The sequence below is a fragment of the Alloalcanivorax xenomutans genome (genome assembly GCF_900217905.1).
Lineage (GTDB): Bacteria > Pseudomonadota > Gammaproteobacteria > Pseudomonadales > Alcanivoracaceae > Alloalcanivorax > Alloalcanivorax xenomutans.
Window position 1 is genome coordinate 18,264 of record NZ_OBMO01000023.1, and the last position, 21,429, is coordinate 39,692.

At 59.8% G+C, this 21,429-nt stretch carries 16 protein-coding genes, 1 pseudogene and 1 other annotated feature; of the genes and pseudogenes, 8 read left to right on the forward strand and 9 right to left on the reverse strand.

Features of this window, described 5'->3' with window-relative positions; genetic code table 11:
- The 4 genes and pseudogenes from CRO06_RS16825 to CRO06_RS16840 all read left to right on the forward strand — a co-directional run bounded on the left by CRO06_RS16825 (position 1) and on the right by CRO06_RS16840 (position 7,283).
- Entirely contained in the window at positions 1 to 243 is a 243-nt protein-coding gene (locus CRO06_RS16825) for a hypothetical protein (RefSeq protein ID WP_014994944.1), read from the forward strand.
- Positions 244 to 1,004: 761 nt separating this feature from the next.
- Positions 1,005 to 2,321, forward strand: coding sequence for an outer membrane protein transport protein (locus tag CRO06_RS16830; protein WP_097058930.1), 1,317 nt, complete (start codon positions 1,005 to 1,007; stop codon positions 2,319 to 2,321).
- Positions 2,322 to 2,330: 9 nt separating this feature from the next.
- Positions 2,331 to 5,831: an Ig-like domain-containing domain gene (locus CRO06_RS16835; protein ID WP_097058931.1), complete on the forward strand. Its 3,501-nt coding sequence runs from the start codon at positions 2,331 to 2,333 to the stop codon at positions 5,829 to 5,831.
- A gap of 223 nt (positions 5,832 to 6,054) precedes the next feature.
- A pseudogene (locus CRO06_RS16840) lies at positions 6,055 to 7,283 on the forward strand (IS3 family transposase).
- Positions 6,333 to 6,449, forward strand: a sequence feature (AL1L pseudoknot). It overlaps the preceding pseudogene by 117 nt.
- A gap of 245 nt (positions 7,284 to 7,528) precedes the next feature.
- Here CRO06_RS16840 and CRO06_RS16845 read toward each other — a convergent pair.
- From CRO06_RS16845 to CRO06_RS16880, 8 genes are all read right to left on the reverse strand, one after another.
- Entirely contained in the window at positions 7,529 to 8,077 is a 549-nt protein-coding gene (locus CRO06_RS16845) for a hypothetical protein (protein ID WP_097058932.1), read from the reverse strand.
- 472 nt (positions 8,078 to 8,549) lie between these two features.
- Positions 8,550 to 9,245, reverse strand: coding sequence for a transposase (locus tag CRO06_RS16850; protein WP_097058933.1), 696 nt, complete (start codon positions 9,243 to 9,245; stop codon positions 8,550 to 8,552).
- Between the two features lie 323 nt (positions 9,246 to 9,568).
- Positions 9,569 to 10,561, reverse strand: coding sequence for an LLM class flavin-dependent oxidoreductase (locus CRO06_RS16855; protein WP_097058934.1), 993 nt, complete (start codon positions 10,559 to 10,561; stop codon positions 9,569 to 9,571).
- A 318-nt stretch (positions 10,562 to 10,879) separates the two neighbouring features.
- Positions 10,880 to 11,122, reverse strand: coding sequence for an HP1242/YdcH family protein (locus CRO06_RS16860; protein WP_022996354.1), 243 nt, complete (start codon positions 11,120 to 11,122; stop codon positions 10,880 to 10,882).
- 244 nt (positions 11,123 to 11,366) lie between these two features.
- The gene (djlA, locus tag CRO06_RS16865; RefSeq protein ID WP_080531124.1) at positions 11,367 to 12,200 is read right to left on the reverse strand and encodes a co-chaperone DjlA; all 834 of its coding nucleotides are present in this window, start codon (positions 12,198 to 12,200) and stop codon (positions 11,367 to 11,369) included.
- A 39-nt stretch (positions 12,201 to 12,239) separates the two neighbouring features.
- The gene (hyi, locus tag CRO06_RS16870) at positions 12,240 to 13,013 is read right to left on the reverse strand and encodes a hydroxypyruvate isomerase (protein WP_097058935.1); all 774 of its coding nucleotides are present in this window, start codon (positions 13,011 to 13,013) and stop codon (positions 12,240 to 12,242) included.
- Between the two features lie 139 nt (positions 13,014 to 13,152).
- A complete protein-coding gene (locus CRO06_RS16875; protein ID WP_097058936.1) occupies positions 13,153 to 15,066 on the reverse strand; it encodes a cytochrome c/FTR1 family iron permease in 1,914 nt (637 codons plus the stop codon).
- 104 nt (positions 15,067 to 15,170) lie between these two features.
- Complete coding sequence (locus CRO06_RS16880) at positions 15,171 to 15,839, reverse strand: DNA-3-methyladenine glycosylase I (RefSeq protein ID WP_022995959.1); 669 nt, start codon at positions 15,837 to 15,839, stop codon at positions 15,171 to 15,173.
- A 108-nt stretch (positions 15,840 to 15,947) separates the two neighbouring features.
- Between CRO06_RS16880 and CRO06_RS16885 the strand changes: the two genes are divergently transcribed.
- Positions 15,948 to 17,177 (forward strand): pyridoxal phosphate-dependent aminotransferase, encoded by a 1,230-nt coding sequence (locus CRO06_RS16885; RefSeq protein ID WP_026949747.1) that lies wholly within the window; start codon positions 15,948 to 15,950, stop codon positions 17,175 to 17,177.
- 64 nt (positions 17,178 to 17,241) lie between these two features.
- On the opposite strand, the gene CRO06_RS16890 is transcribed toward CRO06_RS16885, so the two are convergent.
- Complete coding sequence (locus CRO06_RS16890; protein ID WP_097058943.1) at positions 17,242 to 18,162, reverse strand: class I SAM-dependent methyltransferase; 921 nt, start codon at positions 18,160 to 18,162, stop codon at positions 17,242 to 17,244.
- Between the two features lie 188 nt (positions 18,163 to 18,350).
- Between CRO06_RS16890 and htpX the strand changes: the two genes are divergently transcribed.
- The 3 genes from htpX to CRO06_RS16905 all read left to right on the forward strand — a co-directional run bounded on the left by htpX (position 18,351) and on the right by CRO06_RS16905 (position 21,333).
- Complete coding sequence (gene htpX / locus CRO06_RS16895) at positions 18,351 to 19,247, forward strand: protease HtpX (protein ID WP_022995962.1); 897 nt, start codon at positions 18,351 to 18,353, stop codon at positions 19,245 to 19,247.
- A gap of 283 nt (positions 19,248 to 19,530) precedes the next feature.
- Entirely contained in the window at positions 19,531 to 20,622 is a 1,092-nt protein-coding gene (locus tag CRO06_RS16900; protein ID WP_231504743.1) for a GGDEF domain-containing protein, read from the forward strand.
- 180 nt (positions 20,623 to 20,802) lie between these two features.
- Positions 20,803 to 21,333 (forward strand): YecA/YgfB family protein, encoded by a 531-nt coding sequence (locus CRO06_RS16905; RefSeq protein WP_026949744.1) that lies wholly within the window; start codon positions 20,803 to 20,805, stop codon positions 21,331 to 21,333.
- Positions 21,334 to 21,429 lie beyond the last annotated feature (96 nt).

Sequence of the window (21,429 nt, forward strand, 5' to 3'; positions counted from 1 at the left end):
ATGATGATGATTCAGTTGAATCCGGCGATTCCCCTGAATACCCCCAGGGGCGAGGGACTGGCCCACGTACTGATCGACTATGGGCCGGAACACGAGCTCTACTGGACCGTGTTTCTCTCCGAAACCGGAGACGTCTATACCTTTTCCAACGGTGAGGTGCGCGCGTCAAAAAACGTCAAACTGGGTCGTTTAAAGCCCGAACGGCCCAAGACCAACGGCCACGCGCAAAACCTCATTACCTGACACGGGAATCGATCCTGAGCTGGCTTCGCGGCACCGGCAGTCAGCACTGACCCGTCTCGGGGACAAACAATGCCTGAAGCCCGAGATCCGATCCGGGCTTCGGGAAACGGGCTTTATCGTATTTTTTCCACCTCTCCTTTCAGAGCCCCACCCCACGAAGTCTCTGTAGGAGCTTACCCTGCAAGCGAATATCACCATGCCAAGGCCGATTCGCCAGCAGGGCTGGCTCCTACAGACGCTTAGCAGTTCGTTCCAGCCCCGGTTGGCAGCCGAGACAAAAATCGCCGTCATCACGGTTGTGAACACATGTTTACTTAAAAATCAATGGTGCATGGCGGGCAGGAACAATGGCCGACCCCTTACTTTACGGGCATTCCAGCGCTAATTCCTTCTCCTTATGCTTCGTGTCCCCTTTTTCAGAGTACAGCGCTGGTCAGGGTATACGTTTTGTGTCCCCATATTGGTTCGAGCAAAGTAAACTTTTGGGCTATTTTTGTTTCTTTTTTCCTTGGACCTTAGCGCCAAAAGAGCGTTACAACACACTTACATAAAAATCATAACCATTTGTTTTTATTGATTTTTTATATTCCTTCAAGTGTCTTGAAGAGTCTCTTTTCAATGACAAATTCTGGACACAGTGACTTCTGTCCTACCCTACCCCTTGTACGCCGCTCCACCCCTTTACTCTCCCGAATCCGAGGGCGGCACTACATAAAAAAAACGCCAAGAAGATCACATAAGAAATTGGAGGATTGTCACCAATGTCATCACGCTCCCGCCTGAGAAACGGACTTCGCGCCGGCGCACTGTTGCTTGCCCCCGCGATAGCTTCCGCGAACATGGGTAACCTGGCCACCACCTACGGCGTCATGCCCAGCGATGTCGCCACCGTCCAGGCCCTCTCCATGTTCAACACCCAGGTCTCCACCGCCTTCTACAATCCCGCTTATCTGGCCCGCGACACCCGCGGTGAAATGACCGCCGGCCTGCTCCACGCCGACCCCAATCTCAAGGCGGACAGCCAGAACCACGGTACCTACAAGGTCCAGGACGATCCCGCCCAGCAGATCCTGCTCGGCCTGCGCACCGATCTGTCCGACATCACCGAACTGGGCCAACCCATCGTGCTTGGTCTGCTGATCGGCTCCGAGAAGTACTCCCAGGAATTGATGGCGTTCAACTCCAGCACCGCCCCCTATGGGCAATACTTCAGCCACGGCCGCGAGCCGCTGTTTCTGTCCCTGGGCGTCGGCACCAACATCTGGCGCGGCCTCGCCATCGGCTTCGGCACCCGCATCACCCTGCACTCCGACGCCAAGCTCTATGCCTGGAGCAACCTGGCTGGCGACACCCAGTACGAACAACTGGACGTCACCGCCAAGCCGGTACTGCGGCCCATCCTCAGCATGAGCCTGGACTGGAAGGAGACTTTCTGCCCCGACGCCGAGTGCTGGTACAACGGCGTGGAAACCGCCTTTGCCTTCCGTGGCTACTCCTATGCCCGTGTCAGCGTTGACGCCAACATGGTCATCCCGGAAACCATTCCGGAACCCGGCCTGTTCATCAACCTGAGCACCATCGACTCCTACCAGCCCAACACCTATGTGTTCGGCACCCAGGTGAAAAAAGGCAAGTGGCGCACCGGCGTGGCCCTGGAATTCCAGGAGTGGTCCAAGCTGGAGGAGAAACTGACCTCGGGCCACGATGACATCAAGGATGTCGGCGACCTTCAGTTCCGGGACACCTTTATCCCCCGTGTCGGCGTCGAATACGAGTTTGAGCCCGGTATCGGCTTCTCCGGCGGTATCGCCTATCAGGAGTCGCCGCTGGAAACCGGCGTCAATAAGGAGATCAACTACCTGGATGCGCGCCGCACCATCTATGGCATCGGCTTCCACGCCACCGCCGATCGTGTCTACGGCTTCAAGCACCCGGTGCGCTTCGATCTGGCCTACCAGTATCACGATATCGGCGAGCGCAGCTTCCACCTGTACTCCGATCAGACCGGTAACGACGACCTGGTCAAGACCGACGGCGACGTCAACGTCTTCGCCGCCTCCATCAGCATGCAGTTCTAAGGAGTAGTCATGATTACGTTGACCCTGAAGCGGGGGGCCCTGCTGATCTCCTCCGCATTGATTCTCAGCGCCTGTGGCGGTGGTGGCGGCAGCGACATGCCGGGCCCCGACGCCGGTGAAAGCAAACGTCAGAGCCTGCTCTACGCCTACCCCGACAACGGCCAGACCGAAGTGCCGACGCCGGCCCCGGTGGTACTGCGTTTCTCCAGCGCCGTCACCGTGGACGCCGCCGAGGCAGCCATTACCCTGCACGAAGGCGACGCCAGCGGCCCAACCCTGGCCGCGACGTTCTCCACCGTGGACGGCGAACCCCGCGGCCTGGTACTGACCCCGGACGACAAACTCAAACCGCTCACCGACTACACCGTGGTGATCAAGAACCTGAAACTGGAAAAAGGCACCGCCGCCAATCAGGTGCTGGGCTTCACCACCCGGCCGATGCATGAGGGCCCGCGTTCCCTGGTGGTCAGCAGCGACGACTTCGTCATCGAGCGGCGCATCCCCGACGGCGGTAGCAGCGAACCGGTGATGGACTTCTCCACCTTCCGCTTCCAGTTCAGCCAGCCCATCGACCCTGCCACCGTGCACTACGGCAACGCACCGGCCAGCAGCACCGCGCCGGCGGACAACGTGGGCCTGTACGACAGCCAGGGTAATCTGGTGGACGCGGTGCTGGTGGTCAACGACCGCTACATGACCGTGGACCCGAACCCGCAATCCGACGATCCCGAAGACAAGTATTTCTCCTACCTGACGCCGGGAGAAACCTACACCCTGCGCCTGGGCGACGGCATCACCAGCGTCTATGGCGAGACCTTCGGCGGCGACGAAATCGCCTTTACGCCGAAGGACTCCTCTCCGCGCGGTGAACCGGCGGTGCTGGTGCAACGCATCACCGACTCCGCCAACCGCACCAACCTGTCACCGCTGACCGGCAAGCCGATTAACGAGGTGCCGGTGAACGGCGTACTGCTGGGCGAAGACGCCAACATCACCCAGGCCAGCAACAACGCGGTCATGGCGGAACTGGCGGACGTCACCCAGTACCCGGATGTCACCCCGATCCGTCTGCCGCGCAATACCGTGCTCGACGGCAGCAGCATCGATGTACTGATCGGCGGCCACGTACCGGCGGGCTTCTCCTCCGGCCAGGTGGAAATGCGCATGCTCAGCGACGCCACCGGGTACCTAGTGCCCAACCCCTATAACAGCAACCGCAGCGACGCCCTGCGCATCGTGCACCTGTTCATGGACGTGGCCATCGCCACCGAAGACCCGCGCACCAACGGCGCCTTCACCCAGGACATTCTGCACATCGAACTGATCGGCACCGCCGCCGTGGACACCACCGAAGGCGTGCTCAACATCGACGCCGTCAGCGTGGTGGAACCGAATGTGCTTGGCCAGGAATACGGCTACGGCTTGCTCAGCTTCCAGCTGCAGTCTTACAAAGACCAGCAAAATCCGCCGGTGGATGCGGTGGCTGAGATGGAAGATAACCAGCCGCCGGTTCTGCAGAGCTGGACGTTGGGTGAGTACACCGATGAAAATGGCGTCGTTCATGATAAATCCCAGCTCTATATGCCTGGCGATCCTATCATTCTGAACTTCAGCGAAAAACTGGATCTTCAGAATATCGGTGGGGAGAGATTTGTATTCTATGAGAATGGCATAGAACAAGAAATCAGCTACTACGCTGATGGGACCTCTATCGTCATTAAACCCAAAAATAACCTGAAGAATCCTAGACCCGAGCAGGACTATGTCTATAGCCTTACAATTCCCACAGGAATCACCGATCTTGCGGGCAATCCGCTACAGCCCTCGCAAATAAACGATATTACCCTCCCTCTGGTTGTCACGGAAAGAGAAGCCATCTCCGGAGAAAATGGAGCCCCCCCTCCTACAACCGGCCCTATCCCGGTAGAGCACCGCTCACCAATCGTCCTGTCGACGTATCCCGGCTTTCCGTGTGCCATTGATGAAACGACCCGGGACTTGGACAACGACATACAAGGCCGTTGCGAAGGCGCATTCCCAGGGTGGGATCAAGGCTCACAATATGACCAGAAAGAAGCAGACGACCTGCTGCCAGTCCCGAAGCTCTCCGCAAACAAACCAATCGTCGTTCAGTTTTCAAGAGAAATTGACCCGATGAGCATCAAACTCGGCAGCAGCTTCCTTGTCAGCGAATTTGATGAGAATGGCAATTCCACACCTGTGGAGGGGGCCTATTCTCTCAGCGGCAAAGTTTTGAAGTTCACGCCGGCGACACCCTGGGTAGAAGGCAAGTTATATAGTTATACCCTTAAGTCCAATGGCGACAGCTATTCCAACACCGCGACATGCGATGGCAGCCAGGCAATTTGCGATCTCGACGGCTACCCGATACAAACGGATTACTTTGCCGACATCGATTTCGAACCCGTCTATGCCGCCGGCCCTCCTGGAACCCCTCTTCCTGATAGCTCAGAAAGAGAATGGAATTTCCTCACCGAGCGAAAGCCCTATGACGCAGGTGGTCCGGACATCGTTCTATACTTTAAGGGCGATACGACGAATAGCAACGTGCTTCAGATCCTGGCGAATTCGCCATCCTATGATGTCAACGCAAACTTCGTGCACGAAAAAAACGAACAAATCACTGACGGCTCAGGAGCATTCTATACAAGCCCTGCTACTGACCTCTACCAATACTACGCCGAAGAAAAAGGGGCTGACGATCAACCCTTGGATCCCAACGCGGATCCCCTGCTCGACCCGAATGGCGTTTTACCTCCCCCCAACAGCGCCAAGGTATTTTCCTTGGATACAAGGGGCGTTGAACCGGATTCTACAAAGGTACCTCCAGCCCCTGTCGTAAACGGAGCCAGTGTTGGGTGTGGCTATAAAGAGGCCATTGCATGGGACCCCGCAGTTCCCTTCGCGGTATATGGTATTCCCTATGAATGCCCCAAACAGAAGTTCACCTATCTTACCGGCGCCCTTACCGCTGAGGTCACTGGAGAGTACGTGGAAGGCCGCGGCATCAAGGTCCTGATCTGGCCCAGCCAGTTCATGTCAACCTCTATTCCGGTTCGTTTCCATCTCACCGGTGGACCAATCTTTGGCTCCAGCAAAAGCGGCGCACAAATGCTAAGAATGCGCTATTCAAAAGGTCAGTCAGGAGTCCGCTCTCAACCAATTGAAGGCTGGATCAAGGACGAAGGCAACGGTACCCCAATATTAACCACCTCGGTGGATCTCTATATGGACGGTATCGAACTGGGCCACAATCTTCCTTACCTGGACCCAACCCATAGCTTTATGAGCTACCCCGCCACAATGGACCTTTCAGGGGAAATCCAGTTCCTTGATGATGGGAGAATGATGATTTCTCAGTTTAACACGAACGATGTCGATATCGATATCGTGATGCATCAGCACGATGGCGTAAGCGCCGGCAGCCTTCCTCTAAGAATCCCAGCGTACGGCAGCCGCCTTCAGTATATATCCGCTCCAATCAAATAAACCTTCGTTGAGCCCCGCGTTCCTGCGGGGCTTCCTTTCATATTTTACTACCTATTGAATCATAGTGCTTTTAACGGCCTCCTTTTAATCTGAAAAATCTCTGTATTTAATCACCAATACGCCTCGCAAATTTCTCAGTTAACGAAGTCGTCTCTCACGGAACCACATCACTCTGAACCGCCCTGGGTTTTGAGGAGGCTCTAGCATCTGAGAGAATGGAGCCATGACCAAATCCAATAAGTTTTCCCCTGAAGTTCGAGTGCGTGCGGTTCGCCTGGTGCAGGAACACCGTGGTGAGTACCCATCCCTGTGGGCGGCTGTGGAGTCCATCGCGCCGAAGATTGGTTGCGTACCGCAGACCTTGCTGGAATGGGTCAAGCGTGCCGAGATTGATGCCGGAGACCGGCCGGGTACGACCACGGCCGAGGCCCAGCGCCTCAAGGAGTTGGAGCGCGAGAACAAGGAATTACGGCGCACCAATGACATCCTTCGAACGGCCAGCGCTTTTTTCGCCCAAGCGGAGCTCGACCGCAAACTGAAGTCCTGAACGCCTACATCGATCAGCACCGGGATACCTATGGGGTCGAGCCGATCTGCAGAGTGCTGCGGGTTGCCCCATCGGCCTACTGGCGCCATGCGGTCCGGCAGCGCCATCCGGAACGGCGTAGCGACCGGGCCAAGCGCGATGAACGGTTGATTCCGGAGATCGAACGAATCTGGAATGCCAACCTGAGGGTGTATGGCGCCGATAAGGTCTGGAAGCAGATGAACCGGGAAGCCATTCCCGTGGCGCGCTGTACGGTGGAACGGCTCATGCGTCGCCTGGGCCTGCGCGGCGCACGCCGAGGCAAGACGGTGCGCACCACCGTTGCGGATCGGTCGGTGCCGTGTCCGCTGGATCGGGTCAACCGCCAGTTCACCGCGGATCGCCCCAATTAGCTCTGGGTCTCGGACTGCACCTATGTCTCGACCTGGCAAGGCTGGTTGTATGTGGCCTTTGTTATCGACGTGTTCGCCCGGTGTATCGTGGGCTGGCGCGTCAGCCGCACCATGACCACCGACTTCGTGCTCGACGCCCTGGAGCAAGCCCTTTACGCCCGTCAGCCGGGCGATTCGGAGAACTTGATTCACCACTCCGACAGAGGCTCGCAGTACGTTTCCGTGCGCTACACCGAACGCCTGGGCGAAGCCGGCATTGATCCGTCGGTAGGCAGCAAGGGCGGCAGCTACGATAACGCCCTGGCCGAGACCATCAACGGTTTGTTCAAAGCGGAAGTGATCCATCGGTGTGGCCCCTGGAAGTCCATGGAATCCGTGGAGCTGGCCACGCTGGAGTGGGTGTCCTGGTTCAACCATCAGCGACTGATGGGGCCACTGGGATATATCCCGCCGGCGGAAGCTGAGGCAAACTACTACAGGCAACTCGACAGTCAGGGCGCTATCGTAGCCTGACTTAAACCAAACAGCCTCCTCAAAACCCAGGGCGGTTCACCTTCCTGTGAAATTCCCTATATAGAGTCGCTTTCATTGAGAAACGGCTGGCAAGTATCAAGCAACCATAGAGCATTACATATACACCAGAAACAGAAAACCCCGACCAAGTGTGGCCGGGGTTTTTACTGGGATCCGTAACAACACCTAATTTACCATGGCGCCATCACAAAACCATTAGAAGAGAGAAGTTCTCTTCATTAGCTTTACGGCAGCAGGTCTACGTCCTGGGTCGGGAAGTTCTGACCCGTCAGAGTACCGTTTACGGTGCAGTTAGAGCCGACGTTGGTATTAAAGGAGAACTGAGAAGCCGCAGCGTTCAATGCCACACTACCATTGTTGAATACTGCATCCACGGAATTACCGCTGGAGCTACCACAGTACTGCTTGCCAAACAAAGTAGTATAAACAATTACCCCGTCGAAGGTGACCGCAGTATCTTCACCCGCTGCAGCAGCGGTAGTCGTAGTAGCAGTCCACGGGAATTCAAGCTCCACTGCGCTACAGCCGAAGCCACCGCTGACGGAACCACTAGTCACGTCAACAGTCACGGCCCCACCACCAGAAGTTACATTACCAGTCAGGCTCAGGGTACACGTAATTGACGGCAAGCCAGTTTGATTAAGAACCGTAGAACCTACAAAGGTGAAGGGGTTGGAGCCAACTTGGGAGATGCTGGCCGCTTGAGCACTGGCAGCCCCCATCAGAGCCGCACCGCCGATCGCCATGATCAAAGCTTTCTTCATATTCTTCATGATCAATTCCTCTTAATTCCATATTTTGGGTTGGTGGCAAGTCGTTACTGCTTCCTTGGCTTGCCGTGGCCGGTACTGGTCGTTGTGTTGTCCCCCGTACCGACTGACTATGAGGTTACAACGGTGCACAGTTGTGTCTTAAGTTGATCTTTCAAAATTCGCCATTTATCGTTCAGTTACATTTTAAAGGCGCTCTTAAATCAAGCACTTAGCCTCAGTTACCTGTCCCCCTTTTGCTTCCCTGGAAGGACCAAAAGGGCCAAGGTCCGGGCAAAAAAGATACATTTATGCCGTAAAGGTTTACTTATTCCCGAAACACCAAAATCTCTTTAACTTGCTGTTTTTTATGAAAATCTGAAACAAGGTTCCGAAACACGAGCCCCAAAAAGCGTGCGCGAAGCGTTGGCATTTTACGAACGGAGGATGGAAAAGACGTGCCCCCGCTCATCGAGCGGGGGAAGCGCTGAAAAGCTCAGGATTTCCGGCTTCGAGGGCGGGTCCGGTTACGTGATGTAACCGTCTTGGATGCCTTGCTGATGGCGGATTGGGTGAACATATCATCACCGATGGGCTGGCTGCGGCGCAGCGCCAGTTCGATATGGCGCCACTCCTGCTCGCTCTGACCTTGCCGCATCAGCAGGCGGTAGCTTTCCCGCCGTTCTTCATCGGTACGGCCAAGCGCCAGGTAATCAGCGTGGGGATCGAGGCAATAAGGTTCCGCCCTGCCCATGCGTTCCCGGTAGCTGGACCAGCGGTAGCTGCCCACGTGGACCGCTTCACCGAGCATCACCGCTTGCAGTTCGATGCCGCGTACGGCGGCAAGAAACCAGTAGCCGGTTTGTACCGGAGAGGAGCGGTAACGCCCTTCCCACAGGCTGCCGTTTTGCTGACGACGCCGATTGCGGTGGCGTGTGGTGCGCAGGGAGAGTGCCTTCATGAATTCCGGCAGAGCCTCCGGATCAGACCCCGGGTCGAGCAACAGATGCACCTGGTTGCTGAGCAGACACCAGGCGTAGATACGCACGCCCAGTTCCTCTCTCAGTTCGCGCATGTCGCGCAGGTATTTGCGGAAATCCCCATCGGTGTGGAATACCGTTTGCCCACGGAATCCCTGCTGCATGACGTGATGTGGATACCCTGGAAGAATCAACCGCCCGCTCCGTGGCATGGTCGTCCCCTTTTTCGCTGTTATTTTTTTCCGAGGCCGGCGGATTTTAACCCGCCGGTGCAGTCATTCACTTTGAAACGACCGATTGATTTTGTCCAGGGTTTCTGTCCCCTTTTTTGTAACCACCGTCCATGGCGGTTACCCTACGGGCCGTTACTAAAGTAACGTCAAAAATCGTTCCTGACGATTTGTTTGTAACCGCCGTCCATGGCGGTTTACCTTGCGGGCCGTTGCCAAGGCAACGTCAAAAATGGTTCCCGACGATTTTTTGTAACAGGCCGTCCATGGCGGTTATCCTTCGAATCGGCGATATCAACCCGCCATCATGGCAATTCGCTTAATATCTCCGACGCCATTTTGTAAGAACGCAAACGAGCGTCGTGGTCGAATATGCCGGAGGTAATGATGACTTCATCCACTTGGGTTTTGTCGAGAAACTCCCGCAGCCCTTCGGTGACCGTGGTTTTATCGCCGACCATGGAACAACGCAGCGCCTGCTCCACGCCGGCCCGTTCCAGCGGCGACCAGAATTCATCCATGTTTTCCAGCGGCGGCGGCAGCGGCCCCGGGCGGCCGCGGCGCAGGTTGGTGAACTGCTGCTGCACCGAGGTAAACAGCCGCTGAGCTTCACGGTTGTCGTCCGCGCCGTAGACGCCGATACCCGCCGCGGCGTAGGGCTTGTCCAGGTAGCGTGACGGCTCGAAGCGGTCGCGGTAGATCGCCAGAGCATCGTGCAGCGCTTCCGGCGCGAAGTGGGAGGCGAACGCGAATGGCAGGCCGAGCCGGGCCGCCAATTGCGCGCTGAACAAACTGGAACCCAGCAGCCACACCGGTACCTTGGTGCCCACGCCCGGGATCGCCTTGACCCGCTGTTCCGGGTCCGGGTCATCCAGATAGGCCATCAGTTCCTGCACGTCCTGGGGGAATTCCATGGCGCTGGATTGCAGGTCGCGACGCAAGGCGCGGGCGGTTTCCATGTCGGTGCCCGGTGCCCGCCCCAGTCCCAGGTCGATGCGGCCGGGGTGCAGGGACGCGAGGGTGCCGAACTGCTCCGCCACCACCAGCGGCGCGTGGTTGGGCAACATGATACCGCCGGAACCGACCCGGATGCGTTGAGTGCCAACGGCGATGTGGGCGATCACCACGGCGGTGGCGGAGCTGGCCACGCCGGGCATGTTGTGATGCTCCGCCACCCAATAGCGGGTGTAGCCCCACTGCTCGGCGTGGCGGGCCAGATCCAGGGAATGGCGAAACGATTGGGTGGGATCCCCGCCACGCAGGATGGGACAGAGATCCAGAACGGAATAGGCCGTCATATAAACTCCCGAACGAACAAACGATGGGCAAAGAGATGGGGCAGTTGACGGTAAAAGTCAAAGGAAAGCCAGGTACGGCGGGCGCCTGGCATAGGAATGGGCAAGGATCGGCGGCTAAATTACAAGAGGCCCGGGCACAGAGCTGCTCGCCATGTTCGCCAGCAACCTAGCTCCCACAGTTTGTGCTACCAAGCCACCGAGGGAAGCTGGCCTGCAAGCGAATGGGCTCTTGGTCAACGGATTCGCTTGCAGCGGCCCGCCGCCCGGACAAGCTCTCACGGACCGGGCCAGATCCCACAGCGACTTCGTAGCGCGGGATCAGGCGCCATTGAGCAGGCGTTTCAGGATCTGGTCCTTGAGGTGCAGTCGATGGCGTTTCAGCGCTTCCATTTCTTCGTCGCCGATGGGACTTTCGCGCAGCTCCAGGCCACGGATCCGCTTATCGAGTTTATCGTGTTCCTGAATTTGGGAGCGGAACCCCGGATCGCTGCGGGCCAGCTCGTCGATCCGGGCGTGGTGTTCGGGAAATTCGTGGTGAATGCTGTGTATCTCGCCAAGCATGTCGATCCCTCATCAACGGGCGGTCGCAAGGACGGGCAGGTCTCTCCAACGCTAACCCAGGGCCCGGGTACTGTCGAGGGGTCTAGGGCCTGTTCACACTATGTCCACCGCGCCTGTTGCGGCTAAAACGCCACCACACTGCGTTACTCGTCGTTCATTTGGAATGACCAAACCGCGCGCCCTCCGCCTCGCTGGAGGCAAAAAGGGGATCCAGCAGGCGCGATGAAAATAGTGTGAACAGGCCCTAGAAGCCCCGCGCGGTCTTGATCATTTCATAGGCTTTGCTGATTTCCGCGGTTTTTTCCGTGGCCATGCGGATCATTTCCTCCGGCACGCCGCGGGCCGCCAGCTTATCCGGGTGATGCTGGCTCATCAGCTTGCGGTAGGCCCGTTTGATTTCCTGATTGGAGGCGGAAGGTTCCACCCCCAGCACGCCGTAGGCCTCATTGATGGAGGGGCGGCTGGCGCCGGGCTGGCCGCTCCCGGCACCACCAGCGCCGCCGCCGGCTCCGGCGAAGCGGGCCTGGGCCAACAGCATGTTGAGGATCTGACGAAACTGGTCCGGCGGCACCCCAAGCCCGTTGGCCACCCGGATCAGAATCCGTTCTTCCTCCGGTTTCAGTTCTCCGTCCGCCAGACAGGTCTGGAGCAGGATTTCCAGGAACACCAGCACCAGATGGCGGCGGTGACGAATGCGCTGCCGGAACTCCACCACGGTGGCGTCCAGGGGAAAGTCCGGCGCCTTGCCCCGGTTGAAGCAGTCGATGGCGTGACGGCGCTGTTCCGGATTCAGTTGCATGCGCGCCATCACCGCCTCGGCGTGCTGGATCTCGGTGCGGCTGACCTGGCCATCGGCCTTGGCCAGATGCCCCATGATCGAGAACACCGCCGACATCAGCGCATCCTGCACCTCTTCCTTCTCACCGGGCCGGTACGGCCGGAATGGGTTGAACGACTGCACCCGTTCCACGCCGCGATCCAGGAAGTGTCCGATCAACACTCCCACCGCCAGACCGATGGGGCCGCCCACCAGCATACCGAGCAGACCGACAATGATCTTGCCACCCCAACTTCTCATAAAGACTCGCTTGCTCCTGTCCTTAGTTGTGCCCGCGGGTTAAACCGGCAGCCAGCCTAGGCTGTCCCGGGTGTGCCCCAGGGGCCGGTATTCGGCGCTGACCCAACCCTGATAACCAATCTGGTCCAACCGCGCGAACAACTCCGCCAGCGGCATTTCGCCGCTGCCCGGCTGATGGCGGCCGGGGGCATCGGCGAACTGTACATGCCCTATATGGGGCCGCAGGCGGGAAAGGGAAGCCGCCACCGCCTCGCCCATCACCCAGGCGTGGTAAAGATCGTACTGCAAACGCAGATTGGGCCGGTCCGCCGCCGTGATCGCGGCCAGCGCCTGGTCGCTGGTGGCAAGAAAGAAACCCGGCATGTCCACCCGGGTGTTGATCGGCTCCACGGTCACTTCCCTGCCCTGCTCCGCCAGTTGATCAGCGGCGTAACGCAGATTGTGGACCAGCGTTTCGAAGCAGTGTTCCGGATCGGCGTCCGGGGAAGGGATGCCGGCCAGACAATTGACCCGTGGACAGTCCAACGCTTCGGTATAAGCCAGGGCCCGCGCCACGCCGTCGCGGAATTCCGCTTCCCGGCCGGGCAAGGCGGCCAGCCCGCGGTCGCCAGCATCCCAATCCCCGGCCGGCAGATTGAACAGCACCTGCCGCAGATCGTGCGCGCGCAGACACTCCGCCAACACCTTCGCGGGCCATTCATAGGGGAACAGACACTCCACGCCCTTGAAGCCGGCCCGGGCGGCGGCACCGTAGCGCTCCATAAAGGGGTATTCAGTGAATAGCAGGGTCAGATTGGCGGCGAAACGGGGCATGCGGGAATTCCCAGACCAAAGCGCCGCCACATGTTACCCGATCCCTCCCGCCCCACAAACAAAACGCGGCCCGAGGGCATCCCCCGAGCCGCGCTGTTTTTCGCTGTTACTTATTAACTATTAACTCTTCACTGCTTTTTCAGCTGCTTTTCGCCTGCCCCCGGCTACGCAGCCACATCAGCACCGCCAGTACGATCGCCGCGGCCTGAGCCAATGCCCCCTGAATAGTGGGGAAGAAGCCCAGCCATTCAATGGTGGGCAACGGCAGATAGCGGGCGTTCAGGATGCCGGCTTCCTGCAGCGCGGCCACGCCCTTGCCGAGCAGGATCACCGACAGCACCAGCAGGATCAGACTGGTGGCCTTGAAGAACAGCCCCAGCGGCAGCTTCATGCCGATGCGGAAGATCAACACACAGACCACGGCCAGGGCCACCACGGCGGCACCGAAACCATAGAACAGGTAGGACTGGGTCGCCGCGGTCACCTGGGTCCACAGCGCCTGGTAGAACAGGATGGTTTCGAACATCTCGCGGTACACGGAGATGAACGACACCACCGCCAGGGCCCATACCGTGCCGCCATCCAGAGCACTGTCGACTTTGTTCTTGATGTAACCCAGCCACTTCTGGCTCTGGCTGTTGTTGTGCATCCAGAAACCGACGTAGAACAGAATCACGGCGGCGGCGATACCGGCCACGCCCTCGGTGATTTCCCGGGTGGCGCCACTCAGGTTGATCAGAGTGGAAGCCACGTACCAGGTGGCGATACCGGCCGCCAGAGCCAGAATCCAGCCGTAATGAATGTAGCGGGTGGCGGTCTTGGCGTCGGCCTTGCGGGTGAAGGTCAGCAAAGCGGCGATGATCAGCAGCGCCTCCAGACCTTCCCGGAACAGGATGAAGAAACTGGCGGAGAAGGTAGCGGCGGCGCTCAGGCCGTCACCACTGAGGATGTCCTCCGCTTCCTGCAGACCGGCGCGGGCCTGGGCCACCCGATCACTGACTTCCGCTTCCGGCAGGCCACGCTCGATGCCTTCGCGCACGGCCATGAAGCGGCGTTCGATGCCGCGCATGATGGCCGGATCCACGGCGGAGAGCTGCTGCTCGATCATCTCGAAGCCGTCCAGATAGGCGGACAGCGCGGCGGCACGGGCGGCGCCGGTATCGCCGGCGGCGTAGGCCTGCTCGGCTTCCGACAGCTTGCCGTCACTGATCTCGATGAAGCGGTTCTGGCTGAACAACGCCTTGGGTTCGGTGCGCAGGTAACCGGCGGCGTCATAGGCCTGGTCACCGAGTTGATTGCGCACGTCTTCCGGCGCCTTGGCGATCACCGCGTCCAGGGTCAGCGCGGTTTTCAACTCCTGCTCGTTATTAATGGCGGTCTTGCCGCTGGCGGCCATGTCCGGGGTCACCGCCATGCTGCCGACATAGAAGGCCAGCGCCCAACGGTCGGCTTCACTCAGGGTCTCTTCATAGGCGGCCATGCCGGTGCCTTCCACACCGCCGGTGATGGTGGTGTACAGCCCCAGCAGAGAACGGCCTTCATAGCGGGCCAGCTCATGGAAATCGGTGGGCGCCGGCTCCAGCGCGGCACCGGCGGGGCCATCACCACGCCCTTCCTGGCCGTGACACAGGGCACAGGTGCTTTGATAAACTTCCGCGGCCCGCGCCATATCCGGCGCCGCCTTGGGCATCACCGGGATGCCGTAGACGTCCACCAGAGTACCGCGTATGGACTGGGCCAGGGCTTTCACATCGGCCTCCGGCGCCTTGTCGGCCACCGCCTGTTGCAAGGCGGCGGCCTGCTCCAGCAGGGTGTCCCGACCCGCCACGTCGTCGAGTTGACCGATCCCTTCATGCAGCAGACGGGAGAACTCTTCCATCTCCACGTATTCTTCGTCGCTGACGATGGCGCCGTCCTGCACCGCATTGATGTAGTCGGCGCCGACGTATTCCACCAATTGCACCAAAGCGGTCTGGGAGGCGGCCTGAGCCAGGGATGACAGCAAAAACAGTACAACGAAAGCGCCCAGCCAGCGCTGAAGGGTTCTGGTCATGAGATAAGGAGCCCGAAAGAAAGCAGAATTATTCTCATTTATGGTCGCGCTCCGATGCGCAAAAGTCAAAGTGTTCTTCTCTGGTTTGCGATCTTTACTTTGGCTTATCCCACGGTGAAGGCTAGAATCTTGCTGATGTGCGCCTGGGGACGGCCGGATTCCTTTTGCCATTGGTTGAACGCGGCCTGGGCGGCGGCCTGATCGCGCTGGCTGACCGGCGGCTTGTCGATGATGCGATGGGACTTGAGCACGGCGATGACATCGTTGGTGGGGTACCAGGTATCGCGGCCGACCATGCGCAGAAAGGCGGCGCCGGAATTACCACCGAGCTGTTTGCCGCGCTTCTTCAGCAACTGCCACATGCCGACGGTGTCCTCCTCGGGCCAGCCGGCCAGCCAGCGCCCTACTCCGCCGTATTCCTTGCGCAGGTCCAGCACCAGTTGCGCGTTATGGCGAATCGCTTTCATCTTGCCCCAGTGCCGGATCAGGCGGGTGTCCTGCATGCGCTCTTCCAGCATGGTGTCGGGCATCAGCACCAGTTTCTCCGGATCGAAACCGAAGAACGCCTGTTCGAACGCTGGCCACTTGGCGTCCACCAGACTGTGCGTAAGACCGGCCCGGAACACACGACGGGTCATGGCGGAGAAGTAAAAGGCATCGTCAGGTTTACGCAATTGCGCCGGCGTCTTCACTTCCGGCAGCGCCGCCTCCACCGCTTTGAGGCCGCCCTTGCGGTTGACCGCCAGGGCCATCAGTTCCTCGAACTTGATCATGGTATTGCTTCTCCTCTATTGGGGCCGCCCCTTCATATACAGCATTTCCGCGCCCATGTAGAATCGGTTCCCATTCTTCTGTTTCGCGGATCAGGGCGAGAGATCTCCATGAGCGGTTATCCTTTCAGGATCGGTAAGTCGGACAAACTCAAAGGTGTTTGCTATGACATTCGCGGTCCGGTGTTGCGTGAGGCGCATCGGCTCGAGGATGAAGGCCACCGGGTGATCAAACTGAATATCGGCAACCCCGCGCCGTTCAGTTTCGAGGCACCGGAAGAACTGCTCCAGGATGTGATCCATAATCTGCCCGACGCCACCGGCTATTGCCACTCCAAGGGCCTGTTCCCGGCCCGCAAGGCGGTGATGCAGTACAGCCAGACCAAAGGCATTCAGGACGTCTCGGTGGACGACATCATTATCGGTAATGGGGTCTCCGAGCTGATCGTGATGGCCATGCAGGCCCTGCTCAATAACGGCGACGAGGTACTGCTGCCGGCGCCGGACTATCCGCTGTGGACCGCCGCGGTGCGCCTCTCCGGCGGCAACCCGGTGCATTACCTGTGCGACGAAAAGCAGGACTGGCACCCGGCCCTGGACGATCTGCGCTCGAAAATCACCGACCGCACCCGTGCCCTGGTGATCATCAATCCGAACAATCCCACCGGTGCCAACTACGACCGCGCCCTGCTGGAAGACATGCTGCAGATCGCCCGCGAACACAACCTGATCGTGTTCGCCGACGAGATCTACGACAAGATCCTCTACGACGAAGAGAAACACACTTCCATCGCTTCCCTGGCGGACGACCTGCTGTTCATTACCTTCAACGGCCTGTCCAAGAATTACCGCGCCGCCGGCTTCCGCTCCGGCTGGATGATCATCTCCGGCGCCAAGCATCTGGCGGAGAGCTACATCGAGGGTCTGGAGATGCTGGCCAGCATGCGCCTGTGCGCCAATGTGCCCAGCCAGAACGCGATCCAGGCGGCGCTGGGCGGATACCAGAGCATCGATGATCTGGTGGCGCCGGGCGGGCGGCTGTGCCGGCAGCGGGATATTGCCTGGGAAATGCTCAGTGCCATTCCCGGGGTCAGTTGCGTCAAGCCCAAATCCGCCCTGTATCTGTTCCCGCGGCTGGATCCGAAAGTGTTCCCGTTCCAGGATGACGAGGCCTTTGCCCTGGATCTGCTGCGCGAGGAACACGTCCTGATCGTTCAAGGCACGGCCTTCAACTGGCCGGACCCGGACCACTTCCGGGTGGTGTTCCTGCCCCGGGTGGACGACCTGGAGGATTCCATCGGCCGCATCGCCCGTTATCTGGATCGCATTCGCAAGAAGTAGACGGCAACGTCGAATCGCGGCTCGTGAGCCGCCGTGGGACATCCATGGTCCACGGACCGCGATCTTAGTCAGGCCGCCGATAACGATAATGCAGCACTTTCAATGCCGGCTCCGCGGCTTCATCGAAGCCCGGCGCTCCCGGCAGTACCGCCTCCAGAACGGCGCCCGGCAATCGTTCCTCCACCCGCGCCTCGATCCAGTCCCGTCCCAGCCAGGGCGCGTTCAGACACACCAGCAGTTCCGCCTCCGGCGCCAGCAGCTTGGACAGCCGCTCCAGTACCTTGGGGTAGTCCTTCTCCACCATGAAGCTGCCGCGCTGGGCGCTGGGCGGGTCCACCACGATCAGGTCATAGCGGCCCAGGCTATGCAGTTTTTTCCAACTACGGAAGATATTGTGCGGCAGATAGTGCACCCGGGCGTCGGCGAAGCCGTTGGCGACCTGATTCTCCCGCCCCAGGGCCAGCGCCGGCGCGGACAGATCGATGTTCACCACCGATTCGGCGCCGCCGGCCAGCGCCGCCAGTGAGAAGGCGCAGGTGAAACTGAACAGATTCAGCACTTTCTTGCCCGCCGCCCGCTCCCGCAGCCAGCTTCGCCCGGGCGCCATATCGGCGAAGAACCCCAGATTCTGGCCCCGTTCGAAATCCAATCGGTAACGCAGGCCCCCTTCATGGGCCCAGTGCGGTTCCGGCACGGCGCCGATGATCACCCGGGTCAGCGCTGGCCGACGATGACGATGCTGAAACACCAGGGTGTCACAATCCAGTTCCGGCAGAACCGCCCGCAGCCGCTGTTCCAGCGCATCCAGAGTGGCGGCGTCGTAGTCGTCGAACAGGGTCGCCATCAACACTGGCGGGAAGCGGTCGAGAGTCAAGCCCTCCCAGCCGGGCAGGGTTTTGCCGCGGCCATGAAAGAGGCGGTGCCGGTGGTCCTTCGGGGGAACCAAATAGGGATCGAGCTGGTCAATGGAAAAGGAGTGGGTCATAGCCTGGGCATTCGCAGTCACGCCGGGAAAAGCGGGAGTATTCCGCTGCCGGACCTTGAAGGCAACCGCCCTGCCCCCATTTTCCATTGAAGTTTGCTCGATGTGGGGGCCCTCCACGTCGGGTACGCTGGTGTCCGGGCATCGGACCCATCAGGGCCAACAACATCAGTCAGTGGAGAAACATACCGATGATGCGCATTGCGCTTTTCCTGCTCACTAACCTGGCGGTGATCGTGGTCGCCAGCATTACTTTGAGCCTGTTGGGGGTGAATTCCTACCTGGCACAAAGTGGCACCGGGTTGGATCTGACCAATTTGCTGATTTTCAGTGCTGTCTTTGGCTTCGCCGGCTCGCTCATTTCCCTGCTCATTTCCAAGCCGATGGCGAAATGGTCCGCCAAGGTGCAAGTGATCGAGCAGCCCAGCAACGAAGCCGAGCGCTGGCTGCTGGCCACCGTCGATGAGCTGTCCCGGAAAGCGGGTATCAAGATGCCGGAAGTGGGTATCTTTCCCGCTCAGCAATCCAACGCCTTCGCCACCGGCTGGAACAAGAACGCTGCTTTGGTGGCGGTATCCCAGGGACTGTTGCAACGCTTCCGTCCCGAGGAAGCCCGCGCCGTGCTGGCCCACGAGATCGGCCACGTGGCCAATGGCGACATGATCACCCTCAGCCTGATCCAGGGCGTGGTCAACACCTTCGTCATCTTCGCCGCCCGGGTGGTGGGCTACGTGATCGACAGCTTCCTGCGCCGCGACGGCCAGGGCGGCCTGGGCTTCGGCTACTACATCGTGGTGTTCGTGGCGGAAATCATCTTCGGGATCGCCGCCAGCGTCATCGTCATGTGGTTCTCCCGCTTCCGTGAGTACCGCGCCGATGCCTCCGGTGCCCAGTTGGCGGACCGCCGCGACATGATTGCCGCTCTGCAACGGCTGAAAGCGGAATCCGAGGTGCCGAACCAGATGCCCGACAGCCTGGTGGCGTTCGGTATCAACAGCGGCGTGCGCCGGGGACTCTCCGCCCTGTTCCGCTCGCACCCGCCGCTGGATGATCGGATCCAGGCGCTGAGCGACAAGCGCTACGGTTAGGGCCACCTACCCCACAGAGAAGACTACGGAGTCTCCGTGGGAGCTTGCCTGCAAGCGAATAGTCCCAAACGCCAAGGCCTATTCGCCAGCAGGGCTAGCTCCCACAGCGGCTTCGTAGCGACCTCCGGGTTCCTGTTCCAGGGCCAATCCCCCCCTCCTTTTCCACTTCCCCGCCTGCCCCGCTCCGTGTAGGGTGACGCTTATATAACTACTAACATGCCCAGGCACCCCGGCCTCACCGCCCCCGGGTGACCGTTGGCCGCTGTCTTTGAGTCGACATTCATTGGAACCCGGTTTTCGTTTGCTGCCCCGGGATCACCCGGATCGGGCCCTGCGCCTGCGCCGCCTGCTGATGGCGGTGTATTCCTATTTGCTGATGTGGGGCGGGCTGGCGATCGGCACCCGACTGGGCGCGGTGGCGCCGGATCTGCCCCATCTTCCTTTATTACTGATACTGCTGGCGATCAACGCGGTGTTTTTCGTGATGATCCGCAGCGGCTACAGCGAGCGTTTCAAGGACCCCAGCCTGACCGTGGCGCAAATGCTGGTGGGCATCGCCGTGATCACGCTGATTCTGCACTATGCACGGGAGCTGCGCGGCGCCCTGCTGTGCCTGTACCTGATGCTGATGACCTTCGGTGTCTTCTCGATTCACCGGCGCCGGCAGATCGCCATGGCGCTGGTGGCGCAAAGCGCCTTCACCTTGCTACTGATTTACGAGTGGCTGCTGCTGCCGGGTCAACGGCAGTTCACCCTGATGTTCAGTCATTGGGGTATTCTGGCGCTCACCCTGACCTGGTTCGTTTCCATGGGCGGCCACATTCAGAGCCTGCAACAGCGTTTCCGCACCCAGCGCGAATCACTGCTGCAAGCCCATGACCGGCTCGCGCGCATCGCCGTGCGCGACGAGCTCACCGGCCTGTATAACCGCCGCCACTTTCTCGAACGGTTTGATGAAGAACTGAGCCGGATCAGCCGGGAGCCAGCACCGATGTATCTGGCACTGGTGGATCTGGACCATTTCAAGCCGGTCAACGATACCTACGGGCATCAGGCCGGCGACGCGGTGCTACAGCGCTTCGCCAACGTCGCCAGCCACTGTCTGCGACGCACCGATGTGCTGGCTCGTTATGGTGGCGAGGAATTCGCCATTCTGTTTCCACGCAGCCACCATGAGGCCTGCCTGGCGGCCATCACCCGATTACGCGAACGGTTCGCCGAGGCGCGCTACGCCTTCGCACCGGACCTGCGGGTGACCCTCTCCTGCGGCCTCGCCGCCTACCAACCCGGCGACACCGCCCGCACCTTGCTGGAACGGGCCGACCAGGCCCTGTACCGGGCCAAGTCCGAAGGCCGCAACAGGGTCAGCGGGTAAGCACGATGCACGCTCCTTCGCTGCCAAGCGAAGCGCCGCCCTGACAGCTTCCCGCCGAGAGACTTCCCGCATGATTGGTGACGCTACCGTGGGAAGCTGGCTTGCAAGCGAATAATGCCCCGCCATGGCGCTTCCATCCGTGGCGCAAACCGGTATCCTTGCCCGCATGTGGAGGAATCTATGAGCGATGTCAGCAACCCGAGTCTCAAGCAAACCATCGAAGGGCATTTCGCCAGTGAAGGCGAGGACGCCCCTACCTGGGTGGAAATTCATGGCCTGACCTGCGCCCTGGCGGTGGGGCCCTACGGGGGCCCGGAGGATTTCAACACCGCCCTGGAAAGCGAGCTGCCCGAGCCGGTGCTGGATGCCTTGGTGTCGCTGCGCGGCCGTCTGCTGACCGGCCTGTACAATGGTGAACGCACCACCCTGCCGTGCCTGCTGGATCCCTATCGGGAAGAGGACGGCAATGATCTGGCCAGTTGGTGCGCGGGCTTCCTCGCCGGCGTGTTCCTGCGCGAGGAAGACTGGTATCAGGATCACGAAGACACCATGGCCAACTGGCTGCTGCCGGTGGTGTTGATCTCCGGCGTGGACGAGGACCCGTCCCTGGACGAACTGTGGGAAAACTCCGCCGTGGTCCGACAAATGGCCACCGGCCTGCCGGACCTGCTGGAAGAACTGGTGCTGCACTTTCAGACAGCGAATAGTTAACAGTTAATAGCTGCGCGAGAACGGACAGTTTGTGCTGAGAGTGAAGAGGCCGCGCCATTTTTTTGGTTTTCGCTGTTAACTATTCACTGTTCTCTA